This is a genomic window from Lysinibacillus sp. CNPSo 3705 (assembly GCF_028674935.1).
GTDB lineage: Bacteria > Bacillota > Bacilli > Bacillales_A > Planococcaceae > Lysinibacillus.
This window is the reverse complement of sequence record NZ_JAQZSD010000020.1, coordinates 17869-36677: the sequence shown is the minus strand read 5'-3', so window position 1 is coordinate 36677 and position 18809 is coordinate 17869. Positions and strand designations below refer to the sequence as shown.

General features: G+C 39.0%; 23 protein-coding genes. 22 read left to right on the top strand and 1 reads right to left on the bottom strand.

Annotated elements, in window-relative coordinates; genetic code table 11:
- The first annotated feature begins 6 nt into the window (after positions 1 to 6).
- From upp to murA, 13 genes are all read left to right on the top strand, one after another.
- Complete coding sequence (gene upp / locus PVA17_RS10950) at positions 7 to 636, top strand: uracil phosphoribosyltransferase (protein ID WP_132360354.1); 630 nt, start codon at positions 7 to 9, stop codon at positions 634 to 636.
- A 247-nt stretch (positions 637 to 883) separates the two neighbouring features.
- Positions 884 to 2005: a non-hydrolyzing UDP-N-acetylglucosamine 2-epimerase gene (wecB, locus tag PVA17_RS10945; protein WP_274067697.1), complete on the top strand. Its 1122-nt coding sequence runs from the start codon at positions 884 to 886 to the stop codon at positions 2003 to 2005.
- A gap of 519 nt (positions 2006 to 2524) precedes the next feature.
- A complete protein-coding gene (locus tag PVA17_RS10940) occupies positions 2525 to 2896 on the top strand; it encodes an ATP synthase subunit I (protein WP_132360358.1) in 372 nt (123 codons plus the stop codon).
- Between the two features lie 36 nt (positions 2897 to 2932).
- On the top strand, positions 2933 to 3655 hold the full coding sequence (gene atpB / locus PVA17_RS10935) for a F0F1 ATP synthase subunit A (RefSeq protein ID WP_274067696.1): 723 nt from the start codon (positions 2933 to 2935) through the stop codon (positions 3653 to 3655).
- A 66-nt stretch (positions 3656 to 3721) separates the two neighbouring features.
- Positions 3722 to 3946, top strand: coding sequence for a F0F1 ATP synthase subunit C (atpE, locus tag PVA17_RS10930; RefSeq protein ID WP_132360362.1), 225 nt, complete (start codon positions 3722 to 3724; stop codon positions 3944 to 3946).
- A gap of 173 nt (positions 3947 to 4119) precedes the next feature.
- Positions 4120 to 4641: a F0F1 ATP synthase subunit B gene (atpF, locus tag PVA17_RS10925; protein ID WP_132360364.1), complete on the top strand. Its 522-nt coding sequence runs from the start codon at positions 4120 to 4122 to the stop codon at positions 4639 to 4641.
- Positions 4638 to 5174: a F0F1 ATP synthase subunit delta gene (locus PVA17_RS10920; protein WP_248717827.1), complete on the top strand. Its 537-nt coding sequence runs from the start codon at positions 4638 to 4640 to the stop codon at positions 5172 to 5174. The genes atpF and PVA17_RS10920 overlap by 4 nt, the downstream gene beginning before the upstream one ends.
- 28 nt (positions 5175 to 5202) lie before the next feature.
- Positions 5203 to 6711 (top strand): F0F1 ATP synthase subunit alpha, encoded by a 1509-nt coding sequence (atpA, locus tag PVA17_RS10915; RefSeq protein ID WP_248717828.1) that lies wholly within the window; start codon positions 5203 to 5205, stop codon positions 6709 to 6711.
- Between the two features lie 47 nt (positions 6712 to 6758).
- Positions 6759 to 7616, top strand: a complete 858-nt coding sequence (gene atpG / locus PVA17_RS10910; protein ID WP_068986226.1) for an ATP synthase F1 subunit gamma — start codon at positions 6759 to 6761, stop codon at positions 7614 to 7616.
- A gap of 48 nt (positions 7617 to 7664) precedes the next feature.
- Positions 7665 to 9080, top strand: coding sequence for a F0F1 ATP synthase subunit beta (gene atpD, locus PVA17_RS10905; protein WP_132360370.1), 1416 nt, complete (start codon positions 7665 to 7667; stop codon positions 9078 to 9080).
- 24 nt (positions 9081 to 9104) lie between these two features.
- Complete coding sequence (locus PVA17_RS10900; RefSeq protein ID WP_132360372.1) at positions 9105 to 9512, top strand: F0F1 ATP synthase subunit epsilon; 408 nt, start codon at positions 9105 to 9107, stop codon at positions 9510 to 9512.
- Between the two features lie 97 nt (positions 9513 to 9609).
- A complete protein-coding gene (locus tag PVA17_RS10895) occupies positions 9610 to 9849 on the top strand; it encodes a DUF1146 family protein (protein ID WP_132360374.1) in 240 nt (79 codons plus the stop codon).
- 532 nt (positions 9850 to 10381) lie between these two features.
- Positions 10382 to 11695: a UDP-N-acetylglucosamine 1-carboxyvinyltransferase gene (gene murA / locus PVA17_RS10890; RefSeq protein WP_132360376.1), complete on the top strand. Its 1314-nt coding sequence runs from the start codon at positions 10382 to 10384 to the stop codon at positions 11693 to 11695.
- Positions 11696 to 11767: 72 nt separating this feature from the next.
- Here the strand turns inward: murA and PVA17_RS10885 are convergent, their stop codons facing one another.
- Entirely contained in the window at positions 11768 to 11944 is a 177-nt protein-coding gene (locus PVA17_RS10885) for a hypothetical protein (protein WP_274067695.1), read from the bottom strand.
- Between the two features lie 376 nt (positions 11945 to 12320).
- Between PVA17_RS10885 and spoIID the strand changes: the two genes are divergently transcribed.
- The 9 genes from spoIID (at position 12321) to fabZ (ending at position 18704) form a co-directional block, all read left to right on the top strand.
- Positions 12321 to 13256, top strand: a complete 936-nt coding sequence (gene spoIID / locus PVA17_RS10880) for a stage II sporulation protein D (protein ID WP_132360378.1) — start codon at positions 12321 to 12323, stop codon at positions 13254 to 13256.
- Positions 13257 to 13293: 37 nt separating this feature from the next.
- Positions 13294 to 13959, top strand: coding sequence for a M23 family metallopeptidase (locus PVA17_RS10875; protein ID WP_132360380.1), 666 nt, complete (start codon positions 13294 to 13296; stop codon positions 13957 to 13959).
- A 277-nt stretch (positions 13960 to 14236) separates the two neighbouring features.
- A complete protein-coding gene (locus PVA17_RS10870) occupies positions 14237 to 14497 on the top strand; it encodes a sporulation transcriptional regulator SpoIIID (RefSeq protein WP_049668034.1) in 261 nt (86 codons plus the stop codon).
- Positions 14494 to 14658, top strand: a complete 165-nt coding sequence (locus tag PVA17_RS10865; RefSeq protein ID WP_274067693.1) for a hypothetical protein — start codon at positions 14494 to 14496, stop codon at positions 14656 to 14658. The genes PVA17_RS10870 and PVA17_RS10865 overlap by 4 nt, the downstream gene beginning before the upstream one ends.
- 401 nt (positions 14659 to 15059) lie before the next feature.
- On the top strand, positions 15060 to 16055 hold the full coding sequence (mreB, locus tag PVA17_RS10860) for a rod shape-determining protein (RefSeq protein WP_132360382.1): 996 nt from the start codon (positions 15060 to 15062) through the stop codon (positions 16053 to 16055).
- 21 nt (positions 16056 to 16076) lie between these two features.
- Positions 16077 to 16910, top strand: coding sequence for a flagellar hook-basal body protein (locus PVA17_RS10855; RefSeq protein WP_132360384.1), 834 nt, complete (start codon positions 16077 to 16079; stop codon positions 16908 to 16910).
- Between the two features lie 24 nt (positions 16911 to 16934).
- On the top strand, positions 16935 to 17774 hold the full coding sequence (locus PVA17_RS10850; RefSeq protein WP_248717833.1) for a flagellar hook-basal body protein: 840 nt from the start codon (positions 16935 to 16937) through the stop codon (positions 17772 to 17774).
- Between the two features lie 47 nt (positions 17775 to 17821).
- Entirely contained in the window at positions 17822 to 18106 is a 285-nt protein-coding gene (locus PVA17_RS10845) for a DNA-directed RNA polymerase subunit beta (RefSeq protein WP_132360388.1), read from the top strand.
- Between the two features lie 154 nt (positions 18107 to 18260).
- Positions 18261 to 18704: a 3-hydroxyacyl-ACP dehydratase FabZ gene (gene fabZ, locus PVA17_RS10840; protein WP_132360390.1), complete on the top strand. Its 444-nt coding sequence runs from the start codon at positions 18261 to 18263 to the stop codon at positions 18702 to 18704.
- Positions 18705 to 18809: the final 105 nt, after the last annotated feature.

Below are 18809 nucleotides of genomic sequence, written 5' to 3'. Positions count from 1 at the left end.
ATCCCTTTGAGCAAAGTATACGTATTTGATCATCCACTAATCCAACATAAGTTAACTTATATTCGTGATAAGAATACAGGAACAAAAGAATTTCGTGAGCTTGTAGACGAAGTTGCAACATTAATGGCATTCGAAATTACACGTGATATGCCAGTAGAGGAAATTGAAATTGAGACACCTGTAACAGTGGCCAAAACAAAAGTACTTTCTGGTAAGAAAATTGCGATTGTACCGATTTTACGTGCAGGTATTGGCATGGTAGATGGTGTATTAAATTTAATTCCAGCGGCTAAAGTTGGTCATATCGGTCTTTATCGTGATCCAGAAACGTTAAAACCTGTAGAATACTATGCAAAACTTCCAGCAGATGTAGAAGAACGTGATTTCATCATTGTAGACCCAATGCTTGCAACGGGTGGATCAGCAGTGGAAGCGATCAACTCACTGAAAAAACGTGGTGCGAAGAGCATTAAATTTATGTGCTTAATCGCTGCGCCAGAGGGTGTAAAAGAAATTCAAGAACATCATCCAGATGTAGATATTTATATTGCTGCACTTGATGAAAAACTAAATGACCATGGCTACATTGTCCCTGGTTTAGGTGATGCAGGCGACCGCTTATTCGGTACGAAATAATATTGAACAGTTTTCAACGGTCATAACAAGGTTCACCTCACGTTATGATAAAAACCGATGAAAAATAGATTTAGTATGTAATTTTTAGGAAACTTATAACTTTTGGGAGCGTCCTTCAATATTGAAGGACGTTTCATAGTATGTTAGGCGCATTACTTCTCTTGAAGTCCGACACTTGCTTCATATGATGACGATCAATGGGGGTAAGCACTTTTCATACAAATAAAACAAAGGACGGTGCAAATCGTTGACGAAAAAATGGAAAGTAATGACGATTTTCGGTACGAGACCAGAGGCTATTAAAATGGCTCCACTTGTATTGGAATTACAAAAGTATCCTGAGCAAATAGAATCGATTGTGACAGTAACAGCACAACATCGCCAAATGCTCGATCAAGTTTTAGAAACATTTAAAATTACACCAGACTATGATTTAAATATTATGAAGGATCGTCAAACATTAATTGACGTGACGACTAATGCATTACAGGGCTTAGATAAAGTCATGAAAGAAGCAAAACCGGATATCGTTTTAGTGCATGGTGATACAGCAACAACTTTCATTGCAAGTTTAGCTGCATTTTATAACCAAATTGCAATCGGCCATGTGGAAGCAGGTCTTCGAACTTGGAATAAGTATTCACCATACCCAGAGGAAATGAACCGCCAGTTAACAGGTGTTATGGCTGACCTTCATTTCGCGCCAACGGAAGTATCTAAGAAAAACCTTTTAGATGAAAATAAAAACCCAGAAACTATTTTTGTTACTGGTAACACTGCTATCGACGCATTAGCGACAACAGTAAATGAACATTACACACACCCTGTGTTAGAAAAAATAGGGTCAGATCGTATGATTCTATTAACAGCACATCGTCGTGAAAATCTAGGAGAGCCTATGCGTCATATGTTTAGAGCGATTACTAGAATTTTAGCAGAGCATGAGGATGTACAAGTTGTTTACCCAGTTCATATGAACCCAGCTGTGAGAGAAATAGCGAATGAAATTTTAGGAGATCATCAGCGTGTGCATTTAATTGAACCGCTTGAAGTCTTCGATTTCCATAACTTTGCGGCTAATTCTTATATGATTTTAACTGATTCTGGTGGCGTTCAAGAAGAAGCTCCTTCATTAGGTAAACCAGTTTTAGTACTAAGAGATACAACAGAGCGCCCAGAAGGTATTGCTGCAGGAACTCTAAAGCTAGCAGGCACGGAAGAAGAAACAATCTACTCTCTAGCTAAGCAATTAATAGAAGATAAAAATGCCTACGAAGCAATGGCAAAAGCTTCTAATCCTTATGGTGATGGACATGCTTCTGAACGTATTGTGAAGGCGCTTCTAGAATTTTTACAAAAAAGCAAGTAATATCCCTTTTCGAAATCGAAAAATGAGCCAAATGTACTAATTGTGATAGGTGAGCTAATTTGCGAGCATAATTATGTCGTAGATTAGCTTTTTTTTGCACAAACGTGAACATTGATTTTGAAGCTATGAATTTTCATACACAAATTTGTCAACAATTTGACAAGAGTATAGTGGCTGTGAAGTTTTTCTCCTTTACTAATTGACTTCAAATATCTCCTATTGTATGCTTACAAAGGGTAATAATGATAAGGGTTTCAAATCGCAAATAGAGGTTGAAACACTTGTTACATCAAGTTTCTACTAAATTGACAGTTCAAACCAAAAACTGTCGATTTGCAACGTTTTGTGCGTTTCGGGGTGTAAGATATTTTTTGGGATTTACACCTGTAATTTCAAAATGACGCTCTCCCGTTACTATTCCGCTGTGAGTAGTGTTTTTCACTGCTCTTTTCTGATTTCACATAGTGGTCAGCAAACGTTTTCTTTACTCGAAAAATTGATTCAGGAGATTATAAACCAATGCTAGATTTGCATCACATTTTTGCTGTGCAGAAGAGAGCGTTATTTTTTTTGCTCGCACTCTGTGCATTAGGCTGGGGATTTACACCCTATCAGACGGTTTTTGCGGGCATCGCAATCGGTGCATTCTTTGGTACGTATAATTTTTGGATTTTAGTTCGCCGTATGGAGAAGTTTGATCAATCCATTAGTGAAGGGAAGAAAGTAGGCTCACTTGGTACAGCGCTTCGCTTTGCATCAGGTGTAGCGGCAGTCGCTTTAGCCATTTCGTTGCCAAACTATTTTCACTTAATTAGCACGGTCATAGGGCTAATGATTCCGTACGTTTTTCTCTTTGTCGAGAGAATAGTGTCACATGTAAGGAACCGCTAATGTGCTTTAAATTAGAAAGAGAGGTGAAAAATAACAATGAATCATGAAGCTCCATTAAAAGTAGTTGATTTTGGTTTGTTCAAACTAACGTTCAACCTTTCAACTGTAATGATGTTACTAGTTGCGGCCGTAATCGTTTTCTTAATCGCTTTTATTTCAACTAGAAGCCTAAAGTTAAAACCTACAGGTATGCAAAACTTTATGGAATGGATTATGGATTTCGTAAAAAACATCATCAAAAGCAACATGGACTGGAAAACTGGTGGGCGATTCCACGTATTAGGTATTACACTAATTATGTTTATCGCCGTATCTAACTTATTAGGTCTTCCGTTCTCTATCGCTTATAACGGCGAACTTTGGTGGAAATCTCCTACAGCTGACCCAACTGTTACAATGACGCTTGCAGCAATGATTTTAGCCTTAACACATTTCTATGGTATTAAAATGAAGGGGACAGGCCATTATGTTGGTACATTCTTCAAACCAATGTCATTCATGTTCCCGCTAAAAATCGTTGAAGAGTTTGCGAACACTTTAACATTAGGTCTTCGTCTTTACGGTAACATTTATGCAGGTGAAATTTTACTTGGCTTAATCGCAAGTTTAGCTGTTGCGGGTCCAATGGGATTCATCGGAGCAATTGTTCCAATGATGGCATGGCAAGGTTTCTCTATTTTCATCGGCTTTATCCAAGCCTTTATCTTCACAATGTTAACAATGGTTTACATGGCTCATAAAGTGAGCGATGACCATTAATATAAAGCATACACCCTATGCTTGAACCCAAAAAAAAACAAACAATTCCAAGGAGGAAATTTTCAAATGACAGGTTCATTAGGTTTATTAGCAGCAGCAATCGCAATCGGTTTAGGTGCACTTGGTGCAGGTATCGGTAACGGTCTTATCGTTTCAAAAACAGTAGAAGGTATCGCTCGTCAACCAGAAGCTCGTGGCGTTCTTCAAACTACAATGTTCATCGGGGTTGCATTAGTTGAAGCCCTACCAATCATCGCAGTAGTAATCGCATTCATCGTAATGAACAAATAATTCAGTTGTACACTGAATTCTAGTGGCGAAGCAGGAATCTCCAGATGAAACTTCGCCCTTCATTTTGGAACTGATAAAAGCTATGTGTAAATATAGCTTTTTAAAATAGGTAGTTTTTCTAGTAATTAAATTATTATGTTGAAGTTAAAGCTCTTGAAGGGAGTGAAACAATCGTGTTTTTAGATAATCTTGTACTAGGCAATGCTAGTCCTGGTTTTAATAGTGGTGATATCGCCGCAACATTAGTTATCTTCTTATTACTAATGCTATTACTTAAAAAGTTCGCTTGGGGTCCACTTATGGGCATCATGCAACAACGTGAAGAATTAGTAGCTAGTGAAATCGAAGCAGCTGAAAAAGCGCGCAAAGATTCGCATCAATATTTAGAAGAACAAAAGAGCCTTCTTAAAGAAGCTCGTACGGAAGCACAATCGATTGTTGAAGGCGCTAAGAAGCAAGGCGAAATGCAAAAAGAAGAAATTCTTACTGCAGCTCGCAATGAAGCAAACCGCTTAAAAGAATCGGCTTTACGTGAAATTGAGTCTGAAAAAGAAAAAGCTATTGCAGCTGTACGTGATGAAGTCGTTTCTTTATCTGTACTTGCAGCATCTAAAGTCCTTAGCAAAGAGATTTCTGAGGCAGACAACCGTGCTCTAATTGAAGAGACGATTGCGAAGGCAGGGGAAGCTCGATGAGTAATTCAACTGTAGCAAAACGTTACGCTCAAGCGCTTTTTGAATTAGCGCAACAAAAAAACATTCTTACTGAAGTTGGAGCAGACTTAAATGAGCTAACAAAGGTAGTCAAAGAATCTCCTGATTTTTTAACACTTTTAAATGCTCCTAAGTTCTCTATCGAACGTAAGAAACAAATGGTAGCAGAAATCTTTGCAGGTGCAACAACAGAGGTTGTACACACAGTTCAACTACTTGTTGAGAAAAAACGTGTAAACGAACTGAAGCTTATTGCTAACGCATATGCTGAGCTTGCTGCACAGGCACAAGGTACTGCAGATGCAACAGTATTCTCTACTCGTGAGCTTTCGGCTGAAGAAAGTACTAATATTTCAACAGCATTTGCGAAACTTGTAGGGAAACAATCATTAAACATTACAAACGAAATTGATCCATCACTTCTTGGTGGTATTCGTGTTCAAATCGGTAATCATATTTATGATAGCTCAGTAGCGAATAAGCTAGAGCGCCTAAAACGTGAATTAATCGGTTAATAATTTAGAAATGTGAGAGGTGACATACATGGGCATCAAGGCTGAAGAAATCAGCAGTCTGATTAAACAACAGATTGAGAATTATGAATCTGAACTTAAAGTAAGCGAAGTTGGTACAGTTATCCGTATTGGTGACGGTATCGCTCTTGCTCATGGCCTCGACAACGCCATGGCTGGAGAACTTCTAGAGTTCTCTAATGGTGTTATGGGTATGGCTCAAAACCTAGAAGAAGGTAACGTTGGTATCGTAATCTTAGGTCCATACGCTGACATCAAAGAAGGCGATGAAGTTCGTCGTACAGGTCGTATCATGGAAGTACCAGTTGGTGAAGAACTAATTGGCCGTGTTGTAAATCCACTTGGTCAACCAGTGGATGGACAAGGTCCAATCAACACAACAAAAACTCGTCCAATCGAAAGTCCAGCTTTCGGTGTAATGGCTCGTAAATCAGTACACGAACCACTACAAACTGGTATCAAAGCGATTGACGCTTTAGTACCAATCGGTCGTGGTCAACGTGAGTTAATCATCGGTGACCGTCAAACTGGTAAAACATCAGTAGCAATCGATGCAATTCTTAACCAAAATGACCAAAACATGATCTGTATCTATGTTGCAATTGGTCAAAAAGAGTCTACTGTACGTGGTGTAGTAGAAACTCTTCGTAAAAATGGCGCTTTAGATTACACAATCGTTGTGACAGCTTCTGCTTCTCAACCAGCTCCATTATTATTCTTAGCACCATTTGCTGGTGTATCTATGGCAGAGGAATTCATGTTACAAGGTAAACACGTTTTAATCGTGTATGATGATCTTACTAAACAAGCATCAGCTTACCGTGAACTTTCACTTCTTCTTCGCCGTCCTCCAGGTCGTGAAGCTTACCCTGGTGACGTTTTCTACTTACACAGCCGCTTACTAGAACGCGCTGCGAAGTTAAACGAAACATACCAAAATGGTTCTATTACAGCTCTTCCATTCGTAGAGACACAAGCTGGGGATATCTCTGCATACATCCCAACTAACGTAATCTCAATCACTGATGGACAAATTTTCTTACAATCTGACTTATTCAACTCTGGTGTACGTCCAGCGATTAACGCCGGTCTTTCTGTATCACGTGTAGGTGGATCTGCTCAAATTAAAGCGATGAAAAAAGTTGCAGGTACACTACGTCTTGACTTAGCTGCATTCCGTGAGCTTGAATCATTCGCTCAATTCGGTTCAGATTTAGATAAAGTAACTCTTGCAAAACTTGAACGTGGTAAACGTACGGTTGAAGTTCTTAAACAAGACCTTAACAAACCACTAAAAGTTGAAAAACAAGTTGCTATCCTTTATGCATTAACTAAAGGTCACTTAGATGATATTCCAGTACAAGATATCGTTCGCTTCGAACGTGAATTCTTAAGCTGGTTAGATACAAACCACACAAACGTTTTAGATCATGTTCGTACTACAAAAGAGCTTGCTCCTGATGCGGATTACGTAGCTGCTTTAACTGAGTTCAAAAAAACTTTCGCTAAATCAGAATAAGTTCGAGCTAGTCACTTGATTAAAAAACAAAAGGTGGTGAAATACCAGTGGTAAACTTACGCGAAATTAAAGGTCGTATTACTTCTACAAAGAGTACGAAACAAATTACGAAAGCGATGCAGATGGTTTCTTCTTCAAAGTTACGTCGTGCAGAGCAAAACGCTAAAGCGTACGTTCCTTACATGGAAAAAATCCAGGACGTAGTAGGCGCGATCGCTTCAGGAACAAAAGACAGCGGACATCCAATGTTAACTGCTCGTCCTGTTAAGAAAACAGCTTACTTAGTCATTGGTTCTGACCGTGGTCTTGCAGGTGCTTACAACTCAAGTATCCTACGTCAAGTACAACGTACAATTGACGAGCGTCATAAATCAAAAGACGAATACGTTATTTTAGCGGTAGGTCGTGTTGTTCGTGACTACTTTGTGAAACGTGATCATAATGTCATCAGCGATGTTGTCGGTCTTCCGGACCAACCATCATTTGCTGATATTAAAGAAATCGCTCGTAAAGCTGTTGGTATGTTCACTGATGGTACGTATGATGAACTTTATATGTACTACAATCACTTTGTCAGCGCAATCGCTAGCGAAGTGACAGAGAAAAAACTTCTTCCATTAACGGATCTTGCACCTGCTAGCAGTAATGCTTCTTACGAATTCGAGCCATCTGGTGAAGCAATTCTTGAAGTGTTACTTCCACAATACGCGGAAAGCTTAGTTTACGGCGCATTATTAGATGGAAAAGCAAGTGAACATGCTTCTCGTATGACGGCTATGAAAAATGCAACTGATAACGCTTCTGATCTTATTTCAGACCTTTCATTGCAATATAACCGTGCGCGTCAAGCGGCGATTACACAAGAAATTACAGAAATCGTTGGTGGAGCTGCAGCCTTAGAATAGGCCAGCTTCCCAATGTCGTATAAGAATACGATAGGAGGGTACACAGTAATGAATAAAGGACATGTTATTCAAGTAATGGGTCCAGTTGTTGACGTAAAATTTGACAATGGCCAATTACCAGCAATCTATAACTCATTAACAGTTAAGATTGAACGTCCTAATGAAGAACCAACAATTCTTGCATTAGAAGTTGCTCTTCATTTAGGTGATGATTCTGTTCGTACAATTGCAATGTCATCTACTGATGGCTTACAACGTGGAGCAGAAGTAACAGACTCAGGAAAAGCTATCTCAGTACCAGTTGGTGAAGTTACGCTAGGTCGTGTATTCAACGTACTTGGAGAAGTAATCGATTTAGGTGAAGAGATTCCGGCAGACGCACGTCGTGATTCAATTCACCGTGAAGCACCATCTTTCGAGCACCTTTCAACGACAGTTGAAATTCTTGAAACAGGTATCAAAGTAGTAGACTTACTAGCACCATATATTAAAGGTGGTAAAATCGGTCTATTCGGTGGTGCCGGTGTAGGTAAAACTGTATTAATCCAAGAATTAATCAACAACATCGCACAAGAACACTCAGGTATCTCTGTATTCGCTGGTGTAGGTGAGCGTACTCGTGAAGGGAACGACTTATTCTTCGAGATGAGCGATTCAGGCGTTATCAAGCAAACAGCGATGGTATTCGGTCAAATGAACGAGCCACCTGGTGCACGTATGCGTGTAGCATTAACTGGTCTTACAATGGCGGAATACTTCCGTGATGAACAAGGTCAAGACGTACTTTTATTCATCGACAATATCTTCCGTTTCACACAAGCAGGTTCTGAGGTTTCTGCCCTATTAGGTCGTATGCCTTCTGCGGTAGGTTACCAACCAACTCTTGCAACTGAAATGGGTAAATTACAAGAACGTATCACATCTACTAACAAAGGTTCTGTAACTTCTATTCAAGCGATCTATGTACCAGCCGATGACTATACTGACCCGGCTCCAGCTACAACTTTCGCCCACTTAGATGCAACTACTAACCTTGAGCGTAAATTATCAGAAATGGGTATCTACCCTGCGGTTGACCCATTAGCTTCGACTTCTCGTGCTTTATCGCCAGAAATCGTAGGCGCTGAGCACTACGAAATCGCTACTGGTGTACAACGTACAATCCAACGTTACCGTGAATTACAAGATATCATTGCTATCTTGGGTATGGATGAATTATCTGACGAAGATAAACAAACAGTAGAACGTGCTCGTCGTATTCAATTCTTCTTATCTCAAAACTTCCACGTTGCGGAACAATTTACTGGTCAAAAAGGTTCTTATGTACCTGTTAAAGAAACTGTTCGCTCATTCAAGGAAATCCTTGATGGCAAATGGGATCACCTGCCAGAAGATGCTTTCCGTCTAGTTGGATCTATTGATGAAGTAGTTGAAAAAGCGAAAAGCATGGGCGTAGAGGTTTAATACTAGGGACGAGGAGGAAAAAATATGAAGACAGTTCTAGTCAATATTGTCACTCCCGACGGCCCAGTATACGATTCTGAAGTATCAATGGTAATCGCTAAAACAACTTCAGGTGAAATCGGTGTTCTTGCAGGCCATATTCCTATGGTTGCTCCACTTGCAATTGGTGCAGTGAAGCTTAAAAAAGAAGACGGTTCAACTGAACTTGTTGCTGTAAGCGGTGGTTTCATTGAAGTTCGCCCTGAAAAAATCTCAATTTTAGCGCCGTCTGCTGAAATTGCTGAAAGCATTGATGTTAAACGTGCTAAAGAAGCCGTTAAACGTGCTGAAGGTCGTCTTCAAAGTAAACAAGATAACATTGATTTCAAACGTGCTGACCTAGCATTAAAACGTGCGTTGAATCGTATCAACGTTCATGAGGGTAATATCTAATTCAAATTTTAACGGGCAGATTCAACATCTGTCCGTTTTTTAACATTTTGTTACCGGTTGAGAGTAATGCTAAAGGAATTAATTTGGAGGAACCAACATGGAAATATATGAGGCAATAGGACAGGAAGCTTTAATAGGGATTTTATCGCATATATTTTTTATCGCTATAACTTTTTATGCGCTACAAGCGTTTATGCTAGAAAAAATCTTTAAGAAGAATAAAGTTTTTCAAATCCAATTAATTTATATTTTATTGAGTATTGCGATAGGATCAGCCGTTTCTAATTTCTTTCTGCAAATTTCAAACTGGTCAGGGAAGCTGCCATATTTATTTTAATAGTCCCTTATTACTATCTATACGTTAGTAATTAAATCTACATGTTTCACAGGGCTTTATAATATAATTTATGTGGTCCTTTGAAATATGTAAAAATTAGTTGATTTTTTTCAGCGAATGTTTTCGTAGCGAAAGTGAAACAACGGCTACAAATGTTTTATGTACCGAAAACGTAGCGACAGGTAAAGAAGTCTCCCATCACTTAAGGTGAGGAGATGAATTCGGACGCAATTATTCTTCGAAATTATTGATATAAATCCATTAGATTTGGTTTTTGTTCACAAATACTTGGGTAGATATTAGAAATTAACGCTTTTCTTCCGTGTTATTGGTCATTCACAAAAAAAAAAATCATGCGTACAATAAATAAATAGCAAAATATCAATAAATGACGTAAAATAGTGATTTGGAAGCTTGAACGAGCTTAAGAAAAGTTGTACTATAGAGTTGTTTGTTTACTGATTATGACATTATACTTCTTTATAAAAGAAAATTTTGATAGATTAATAGATTGAATTCGGAGGGACATAGGGTGGAAAAAATAATAGTGACTGGCGGCCAAAAGCTACAGGGAAAAGTGCGCGTAGAGGGCGCAAAAAATGCGGTGTTACCAATCCTAGCAGCGGCTTTACTTGCTTCTAAAGGAGAAAATGTAATTAAAGAAGTCCCTAACTTAGCAGATGTCTTTACTATAAATGAAGTACTTAAAAGTCTAAATGCGGCAGTTACATATATACCTGAGGATAATACAGTATATATAGATACAACAAAAGAACTTTCTAGTGAAGCCCAATTTGAATTTGTCAGTAAAATGCGTGCATCAATTTTAGTGATGGGTTCCTTACTTGCTCGAAACGGCTATGCTCGTGTAGCTTTACCAGGGGGCTGTGCAATCGGTTCACGTCCAATTGAGTTACATTTAAAGGGCTTTGAGGCTATGGGAGCAAAAATTTCATTTGGTCATGGATATGTAGAGGCGAAGGCGGATGGCCGTTTAAAAGGCGCAAATGTGTATTTGGACTTCCCTAGCGTTGGGGCAACTGAAAATATTATGACAGCTGCAGCCTTAGCTCAAGGAACAACTGTAATTGAAAATGCTGCAAAAGAACCTGAAATTGTTGATCTTGCAAACTTCATTAATAGTATGGGTGGTCGTGTCATCGGTGCAGGTACGAATACGATTCGTATCGAAGGAGTCGATACATTATATGGAACAGAACATCATATTATTCCTGACCGTATTGAAGCTGGCACATTTATGGTTGCAGCAGCAATTACAAAAGGTGATGTAACGATTGAAAATGCTGTTCCTGAACATATGACAGCATTAATTGCAAAGATGCGTGAAATGGGTGTAGAAATAACTGAGCTTGATGAAGGAATACGTGTACGTGCTCCTAAAACATTAAAAGCTGTTGATATTAAAACTATGCCACATCCAGGCTTCCCGACAGATATGCAATCTCAAATGATGGCCTTAATGTTAACTGCTGAAGGTACGAGTATTATTACGGAAACGGTATTTGAAAATCGTTTTATGCATGTTGAGGAGTTCCGTCGCATGAATGCCGGTGCTAAAATAGAAGGACGTTCTGTGTTTATTGAAGGGCCTGTAAATCTTCAGGGTGCTGAAGTAATGGCTACTGATTTACGAGCTGCGGCTGCACTAATTTTAGCAGGTCTTGTATCTGAAGGTGTGACTAGAGTGACAAAGCTTCATCATTTAGATCGCGGTTATGTCGATTTCCATGGCAAGCTGGCTACACTTGGCGCACAAATTGAACGTGTACCAGTTGAGGAAGTTATCGTTAAAGAGAAAGCAACAGTTGAATTACCAACAAAATAAATCAATTTATAAACCCTTTGCTTACGCGCAGAGGGTTTTTTCTTTTTAGTTTAATCCAAGCTGGGGAGAGTTTTATAATTGGTTATCCTCATAACGTGAGGTTGATTTCCGTTCCGGCTGGGCGCTTTGTTGTTGCTGTCGCTTCGTTTCACTACGCTTTCGCACAGGTAATACATTTGTTGCTGACGCTTCGTTACACTGCGCTTTCGCACAGTAAAAACATTTGTTGCTGTCGCTTCGCTTTTGCACAGAGCAGAGCTTCCTAGGGGCGTCCGATGAGCTGCTTTTGGTGCTGTAGCTACGTTAACACTACGCTTTCGATACAGAAAACATCCGCTGCGCTGCAGAGTCTCGGGCCAACACAATGTTGGTCACGAAGGCGTTATCACAGGATGTAATGCTTTTAGCCTTCGTTCCTCTATTGCTAATTCCAAAGGAGCCGCTCAGCCTCCACTCCAATCAACTAATAGCATGGCATACGTTTTAATACATCGTCTTATATAATGGAAATACGTTCTTTTCAGCATCCTTTATACATACGGCCCTCAGTCTGTTTACCATCCTATATTGAAGTTCCCTTCACCAACGGTCACATATTTTGAAGAATTCTAGCATATTATTCCTTATGAAAAAATGGATAATGAGTATAGGCATAATTTGTTTGATTGGAGCATTATATATGCTTCCTGTGGCATTTGGTGAGAGACTTAAGGTTAAGGATTCGCCTGCAACAACAGAGCAAGCTTGTGAAATATTCATAGAAGTGGAGGGACAACAGGAGAAAATCCCTTTAGAAACTTACGTAACTGGTGTGGTAGCTGCAGAAATGCCTGTTTCATTTAAAAAAGAAGCTTTAAAGGCACAAGCTATTGCAGCACGGACTTACGCGTTGAAATCGACAAATTACGGTAAAATAGCTATCGCTCCTACTGTTGCTAGACAAGTTTTTTACAATAAGGAGCAAAGAAAAGAGAATTGGACTAGCAATTTCCCGGGGAATGAAAAGAAAATTGTCGAGGCTATTAATGAAACGAAAGGACAGGTTCTTCTATATAATAATGAATTAATTACGGCAATGTTTCATTCTACGAGCAATGGAAAAACAGAAAGCGCCTACGATTTTAGTGGTAATGATGTCCCTTATTTACAAAGTGTTAAGAGTAAATCTGATTTATCATCCCCAAAGTTTTCAGCGATGAAAGAATGGACATTAGCTGAATGGAATGCACTGTGGCCTGTGAAATGGCAGGTAAGTGACTTCAACCGTGTACAGTTATTTGTAAATGAGTCAGGACGTGTTGAGCGCATGCAGTTAGGTAAGAATGTGTGGTCAGGACGAGAAGTGCGAACACTTTTAGAAATACCATCAACGGATTTTAAAATTGCCTATAATTCTGCAGCTGGAAAAGTGCAAGTAAGCACGAAAGGATACGGGCATGGGGTAGGAATGAGTCAATATGGAGCAGAGGCTATGGCAAGCGATGGGAAAACTGCTGACGAAATTTTACACTATTATTATCAAGATATTGAAATAAAAAAGATAGATGCATGTTTAAAATAACTTCTAGTTGTTCACACTGCCACTAGAGGTGATGAAAATGAGAGAGGATAAAAATAGTAAAACTTCTCAAAATCAAGATGAAAAAGTTCAATTACAGAAGAAACCATGGTTTTGGCCAGCAGTTTACGCTGGTGGTGCTCTAATGCTAGCAGGTTTGCTACTTGGTTACAATAGTCTTGTATCCAAAGTAGAAGAAGCTCCGTCACCAAACGTAGCTGAAGTAGATTCAGGTCCTGTAGTTGAAACAAATGCAAAAACAGAAACAATGAAGTACCCGTTCAAAGAAGCGAATCTTAGTAAGATGCAAGTTTCACAAGAGTTTTATGAAGTAGAAGCTAATGCAGAGTCGCGTGAAAAAGCACTAATGGTATTTAATCAAACATTTACGACATCTTCCGGTATTACTCTTGCTATGAATGGTGAAGAATTTGAAGTACTTGCTGCTCTAAGTGGTAAAGTAAAACAAGTAAAACTTGATGCATTTACAGGCAATAAAATTGTTATTGAGCATGCAGATGGTAAGGAAACACATTATAGCTCTGTAAAAGACATTGCTGTCAAGGAAGGCGATGAGGTAACACAAGGTCAATTACTTGGAAAAGCGACTGACAATGAGTGGAACCAAACAGCTGGCGTTAACTTGCATTTTGAAGTACTAGAAAACGGAAAATATGTGAATCCGAAAAAATTACTAGCCTTTTAATTGAAGTCTCTCACCTTTATAGGTGGGAGGCTTCTGCTAGTTTAAGTCATTTTTCAGCAGTAGCATAATTGATGATAGGAGAATTCGTAGATTTTAACTATAGTAAATGATAATTTTACATTGAAAGAAATGAATACTAAAAAATGCATAAAAAATCGGTATTTTATCGTGAAAATGTAAAACGTGTTCTGAATAGCTTTGTCCTCACATAAGGTGAAGAAATGCGCAGACGTGCATCTGATGCCATTTGTGAAATTGTGTGGAAAGGACGAAGAACGTGCACGAGCACATTCGGAAGCGCTGCATACGCCTCGGTGAATTATTGATTGAGACGCGTGAAACTGTGCGTGTCCTCGCGAAAATGACAGGTTATTCAAAAAGTACGGTGCACAAAGATTTAACAGAGCGACTGCCAACAATTCATGAAGGATTAGCTGAGCAAGTAAAGGAAATACTCGCCTACCATAAGGCCGTACGTCATATTCGTGGAGGAGAGGCAACGAAAAACAAGTGGAAGGAAAGAACGAGTCAAGATTGATTCGTTCTTTTTTTGATGCAAAGGACAAGCTTCCTTACAAAATCGACTTAGCAAATTGGGATAAATATTGTGGAAAGCGCAGTGTAACGAAGCGGCAGCAACAAAAATGTTTTAACTGTGCGAAAGCGAGTGTAACGAAGCGACAGCAACAAATGTTTTAACTGTGCGAAAGCGAGTGTAACGAAGCGACAGCAACAAATGTTTTAACTGTGCGAAAGCGAGTGTAACGAAGCGACAGTAACAAATGTTTTAACTGTGCGAAAGCGTAGTGTAACGAAGCGACAGCAACAAATGTTTTAACTGTGCGAAAGCGTAGTGTAACGAAGCGTCAGCAACAACAAAGCGCCCAGTCGGAACGGAAAACAATTGCATGATTGGCGATGAGTCAAAAAAGTGCTGAAACGATTTCTTCTTTTCAAGAAGTGTTCATATAATTGAAAGAATGCAGTTCGGTTAACTAAAATTAGGTGTAATTACCAGTCGGATATGATAAAATATTCTAGATAAACAGATAAAAATGAACGTTATGTAGTTGGAAATGGCGGGAAGGAGAAATTATAAAATGTTTTCGAAAGATATAGGCATTGACTTAGGAACTGCGAACGTATTAATTCACGTTAAAGGCAAAGGAATCGTCTTAAATGAACCATCAGTTGTGGCGATTGATAAAAAAACAAATAAAGTGTTAGCGGTGGGAGAAGAGGCTCGCCAAATGGTAGGGCGTACACCGGGTAATATTACGGCAATTCGTCCACTACGAGATGGTGTCATTGCAGATTTTGATGTTACAGAAGCGATGCTAAAACATTTCATCAACAAATTAAACGTCAAAGGATTTTTAGCTAAGCCACGTATTTTAATTTGCTGTCCAACAAACATTACTAGTGTTGAACAAAAAGCGATTCGTGAAGCTGCAGAAAAATCAGGTGGCAAAAAAGTATACCTAGAAGAAGAACCAAAAGTTGCAGCTATTGGAGCAGGTATGGACATATTCCAACCTAGCGGCAATATGGTAGTTGATATTGGCGGCGGGACTACTGATATTGCAGTCCTATCAATGGGTGATATTGTAACGAGTGAATCCATTAAAGTGGCAGGAGATATTTTTGATAATGATATTTTACAATATATTAAAAAAGAATATAAATTGCTAATAGGTGAACGTACTGCAGAAGCTATAAAAATTACAATTGGTACAGTCTTTAAAGGTAGCCGAAATGATTCGATGGACATTCGTGGTCGAGATATGGTGACAGGTCTACCACGTACAATAACGATTCACTCAGAGGAGATTGAACGTGCATTACATGAATCGGTTGCGATGATTGTTCAATCTGCAAAAAATGTATTAGAAAAAACACCACCAGAGCTATCAGCAGATATAATTGATCGTGGGGTTATTATTACTGGCGGTGGTGCATTATTACATGGTATGGACCAGCTATTAATCGAAGAGCTAAAAGTACCTGTGTTCATTGCAGATCAACCTATGGATTGTGTAGCAATTGGTACAGGCATTATGCTTGAAAACATTGATCGAGTACCCGCATCCTTATAAAAATTTAATGAGGTGATTCCTTTGTTTAAAGGGTTTTATACAGTTGCAACTGGTATGATTGCACAACAAAGACGAACAGAATTACTTACCAACAATTTATCAAATGCAAATACACCTGGATTTAAAGCAGACCAATCAACAATCCGCTCATTTCCTGACATGCTCATGTCAAGTGTAGGAAAAACGAATGCACCTGCTAACCAGCAAGCAGGCTCTCAATATATGAGCCAAGTTGGCGCATTAAATACAGGAATTTATATGCAAGAAACATTACCAAATTACATACAAGGCCAAATCTATAGCACTGATTTCACGACAGATATGGCTTTGATCGATGGAAACTTACCGCAAAATGAAGACGGCACTTCTGGATCTATATTCTTCCGTTTAGCACATCCAGATGGGGGCGAAGCATATACACGCAACGGGAATTTTACATTAGATGGCCAAGGCTATTTAGTAAATCCACAGGGACTGTATGTGCTATCAGATAGAGGTCAACGCATCCAGCTACCGAATGATGATTTTCGTCTAGATGAGAACGGGGCAATTTATGTTAATAATCAGCAAGTAGCTCGTGTTGGAGTATCATTTTCAGCGAATCCGAACATGCTACGTAAGCAGGATAATGGTTTAATTCGAACAGAAAATGGTGAAAACTTACCGACAGCTTACGGTGCCAATGGTGTAGCCTTTACACTGCGTCAAAATTATCTAGAGGGCTCAAACGTAGACTCTAGTCGTACAATGACTGATTTAATGACAGCATATCGCGCTTTCGAAGCTAACCAAAAAGTGTTACAGGCTTACGATCGGAGTATGGAAAAGGCTGCAAATGAAATCGGGAAAGTATAATAGGCAAACTGGAGGCGTTTGAACATGTTACGTACAATGATGACTGCAACAAATACAATGGGGCAATTACAAAATAGACTAGATACTATAAGTAATAACATTGCCAATAGCAGCACTCTCGGCTATAAATCACAGGAAGCTACATTTAATGAATTGCTTTATCAGCAATATAATAATGACAAGCTAGACCGAGCTGACCGACAATCACCTGTTGGCATCCGTTATGGATCAGGTGCTATGCTTGGACAAATTCAATCAAATCAAAAGCAAGGCTCTCTACAAACAACAAATCGTGACCTTGATTTAGCCTTTACAAAACCAAAGCAATATTTCAATATTTTAATGCCAGATGGTGAAAATGGCACAAAAACAGTGTATACTCGTCAAGGTGACTTTTATTTATCACCATTAAATAATGGAACAGTAATGGTTGTAACTGCAGATGGATATCCATTGGCAAACTCAACAGGACAAGCTATTACATTACCGGATAATGTAAAAAGTTTTGCGATTCGTGATGGGGGCGTATTAGAGGCATCATATCCTAATGGAGATGTTATTCGTACTGATGTAGCAGTGACAGAGTTCCAAAAGCCACAGCTAATGGAGAAGGTTTCTGGCGCCTATGTTGGATTGCCGAATAACCTAGCTCAGCTTGGATATACACAAGCTGAAGTTGTCACTGAATTACGAGGAGCAAATCGTCAGCAAATTGGCATGCAGAACGGTTCGCTGGAAATGTCGAATGTAAATCTTTCAAAAGAAATGACGGATTTAATTCAGACACAGCGTTCTTATCAATTTAATGCGAGAGCGGTAACTTTAGCTGACCAAATGCTTGGGCTCATTAATGGTATTCGATAGTAAATCCGTTATTACTGTTTAGTAAGTAATGAAGAGGAGTACAATCTATGACAAACGATTCAAGTCGAGGTTCTATGCAAACAAAAGAAACCGATACGCCACCAGAAGAGAAGGAACACCGCTCAAATGGAGAGCAACGAGAGGTTCGCTGGGTGCAAATACGGCTGATTCCGATTTGGCTTCGCGTTGTACTTATTATCATCTTAGTTGTTATTGCCGCAGTTGTAGGTGCAATGTTTGGCTATAGTGTAATTGGACAAGGTAAAGCCATGGACGTTTTTAAACCAGAAACATGGCAGCATATATTTGATATTATGAATGGTAAAGAATAAAATTATTCTTTACCATACTTTGTGTTTACATAAAATATCTTCATACATTAGATGTCCAACACCTAATGAATAAAGATGTAGCCTCCGGCGGATGTCACGGATTCTATTCAACGCATTGCGCCAAGGTGAAATTATTATTAAGGGGGAAAAGAAAATGTTAACTGCAGAACAAATTCAAGCAATTTTACCGCATCGTTATCCTTTTTTATTCGTTGATCGTATCGTTGAATTAGAAGAAGGCAAGCGTGCAGTTGGTTTAAAAAATGTCTCTATGAACGAAGACTTTTTTAATGGGCATTTCCCTGGCTATCCAGTAATGCCTGGGGTTTTAATTGTAGAGGCGCTAGCACAAGTTGGTGGTGTAGCATTATTAAATGCAGATGAATTCAAAGGTCGTCTAGCTTTCTTGACAGGTATTGATAATTGTCGTTTCAAGCGTCAAGTAGTACCGGGAGATCAACTACGATTAGAAGTAGAGTTCGTGAAACTACGTGGAGCAATGGGCAAAGGTCATGGTGTGGCTACAGTCGATGGGGAACTAGTATGTGAAGCGGATATTTTATTTGCTATTGGGCCAGAACAGCCAAAACAGGCTTAATTTGCAATTATAGGCTAAAAGATATAAAATAATGATGTCGAATAATGTCTTTATTGTTAATCTTTTTAATAGTTTATGACATTCAGTACTTTTAGTGACGTGAAT

Bases quoted from the DNA above. Each gene is read 5' to 3' on its own strand.
- PVA17_RS10940 (WP_132360358.1), top strand. From the start codon at position 2,525: ATGCTAGATTTGCATCACATTTTTGCTGTGCAGAAGAGAGCGTTATTT.
- atpB (WP_274067696.1), top strand. From the start codon at position 2,933: ATGAATCATGAAGCTCCATTAAAAGTAGTTGATTTTGGTTTGTTCAAA.
- atpE (WP_132360362.1), top strand. From the start codon at position 3,722: ATGACAGGTTCATTAGGTTTATTAGCAGCAGCAATCGCAATCGGTTTA.
- PVA17_RS10920 (WP_248717827.1), top strand. From the start codon at position 4,638: ATGAGTAATTCAACTGTAGCAAAACGTTACGCTCAAGCGCTTTTTGAA.
- atpA (WP_248717828.1), top strand. From the start codon at position 5,203: ATGGGCATCAAGGCTGAAGAAATCAGCAGTCTGATTAAACAACAGATT.
- atpD (WP_132360370.1), top strand. From the start codon at position 7,665: ATGAATAAAGGACATGTTATTCAAGTAATGGGTCCAGTTGTTGACGTA.
- PVA17_RS10900 (WP_132360372.1), top strand. From the start codon at position 9,105: ATGAAGACAGTTCTAGTCAATATTGTCACTCCCGACGGCCCAGTATAC.
- PVA17_RS10895 (WP_132360374.1), top strand. From the start codon at position 9,610: ATGGAAATATATGAGGCAATAGGACAGGAAGCTTTAATAGGGATTTTA.
- spoIID (WP_132360378.1), top strand. From the start codon at position 12,321: ATGAAAAAATGGATAATGAGTATAGGCATAATTTGTTTGATTGGAGCA.
- PVA17_RS10875 (WP_132360380.1), top strand. From the start codon at position 13,294: ATGAGAGAGGATAAAAATAGTAAAACTTCTCAAAATCAAGATGAAAAA.
- mreB (WP_132360382.1), top strand. From the start codon at position 15,060: ATGTTTTCGAAAGATATAGGCATTGACTTAGGAACTGCGAACGTATTA.
- PVA17_RS10850 (WP_248717833.1), top strand. From the start codon at position 16,935: ATGTTACGTACAATGATGACTGCAACAAATACAATGGGGCAATTACAA.
- PVA17_RS10845 (WP_132360388.1), top strand. From the start codon at position 17,822: ATGACAAACGATTCAAGTCGAGGTTCTATGCAAACAAAAGAAACCGAT.
- fabZ (WP_132360390.1), top strand. From the start codon at position 18,261: ATGTTAACTGCAGAACAAATTCAAGCAATTTTACCGCATCGTTATCCT.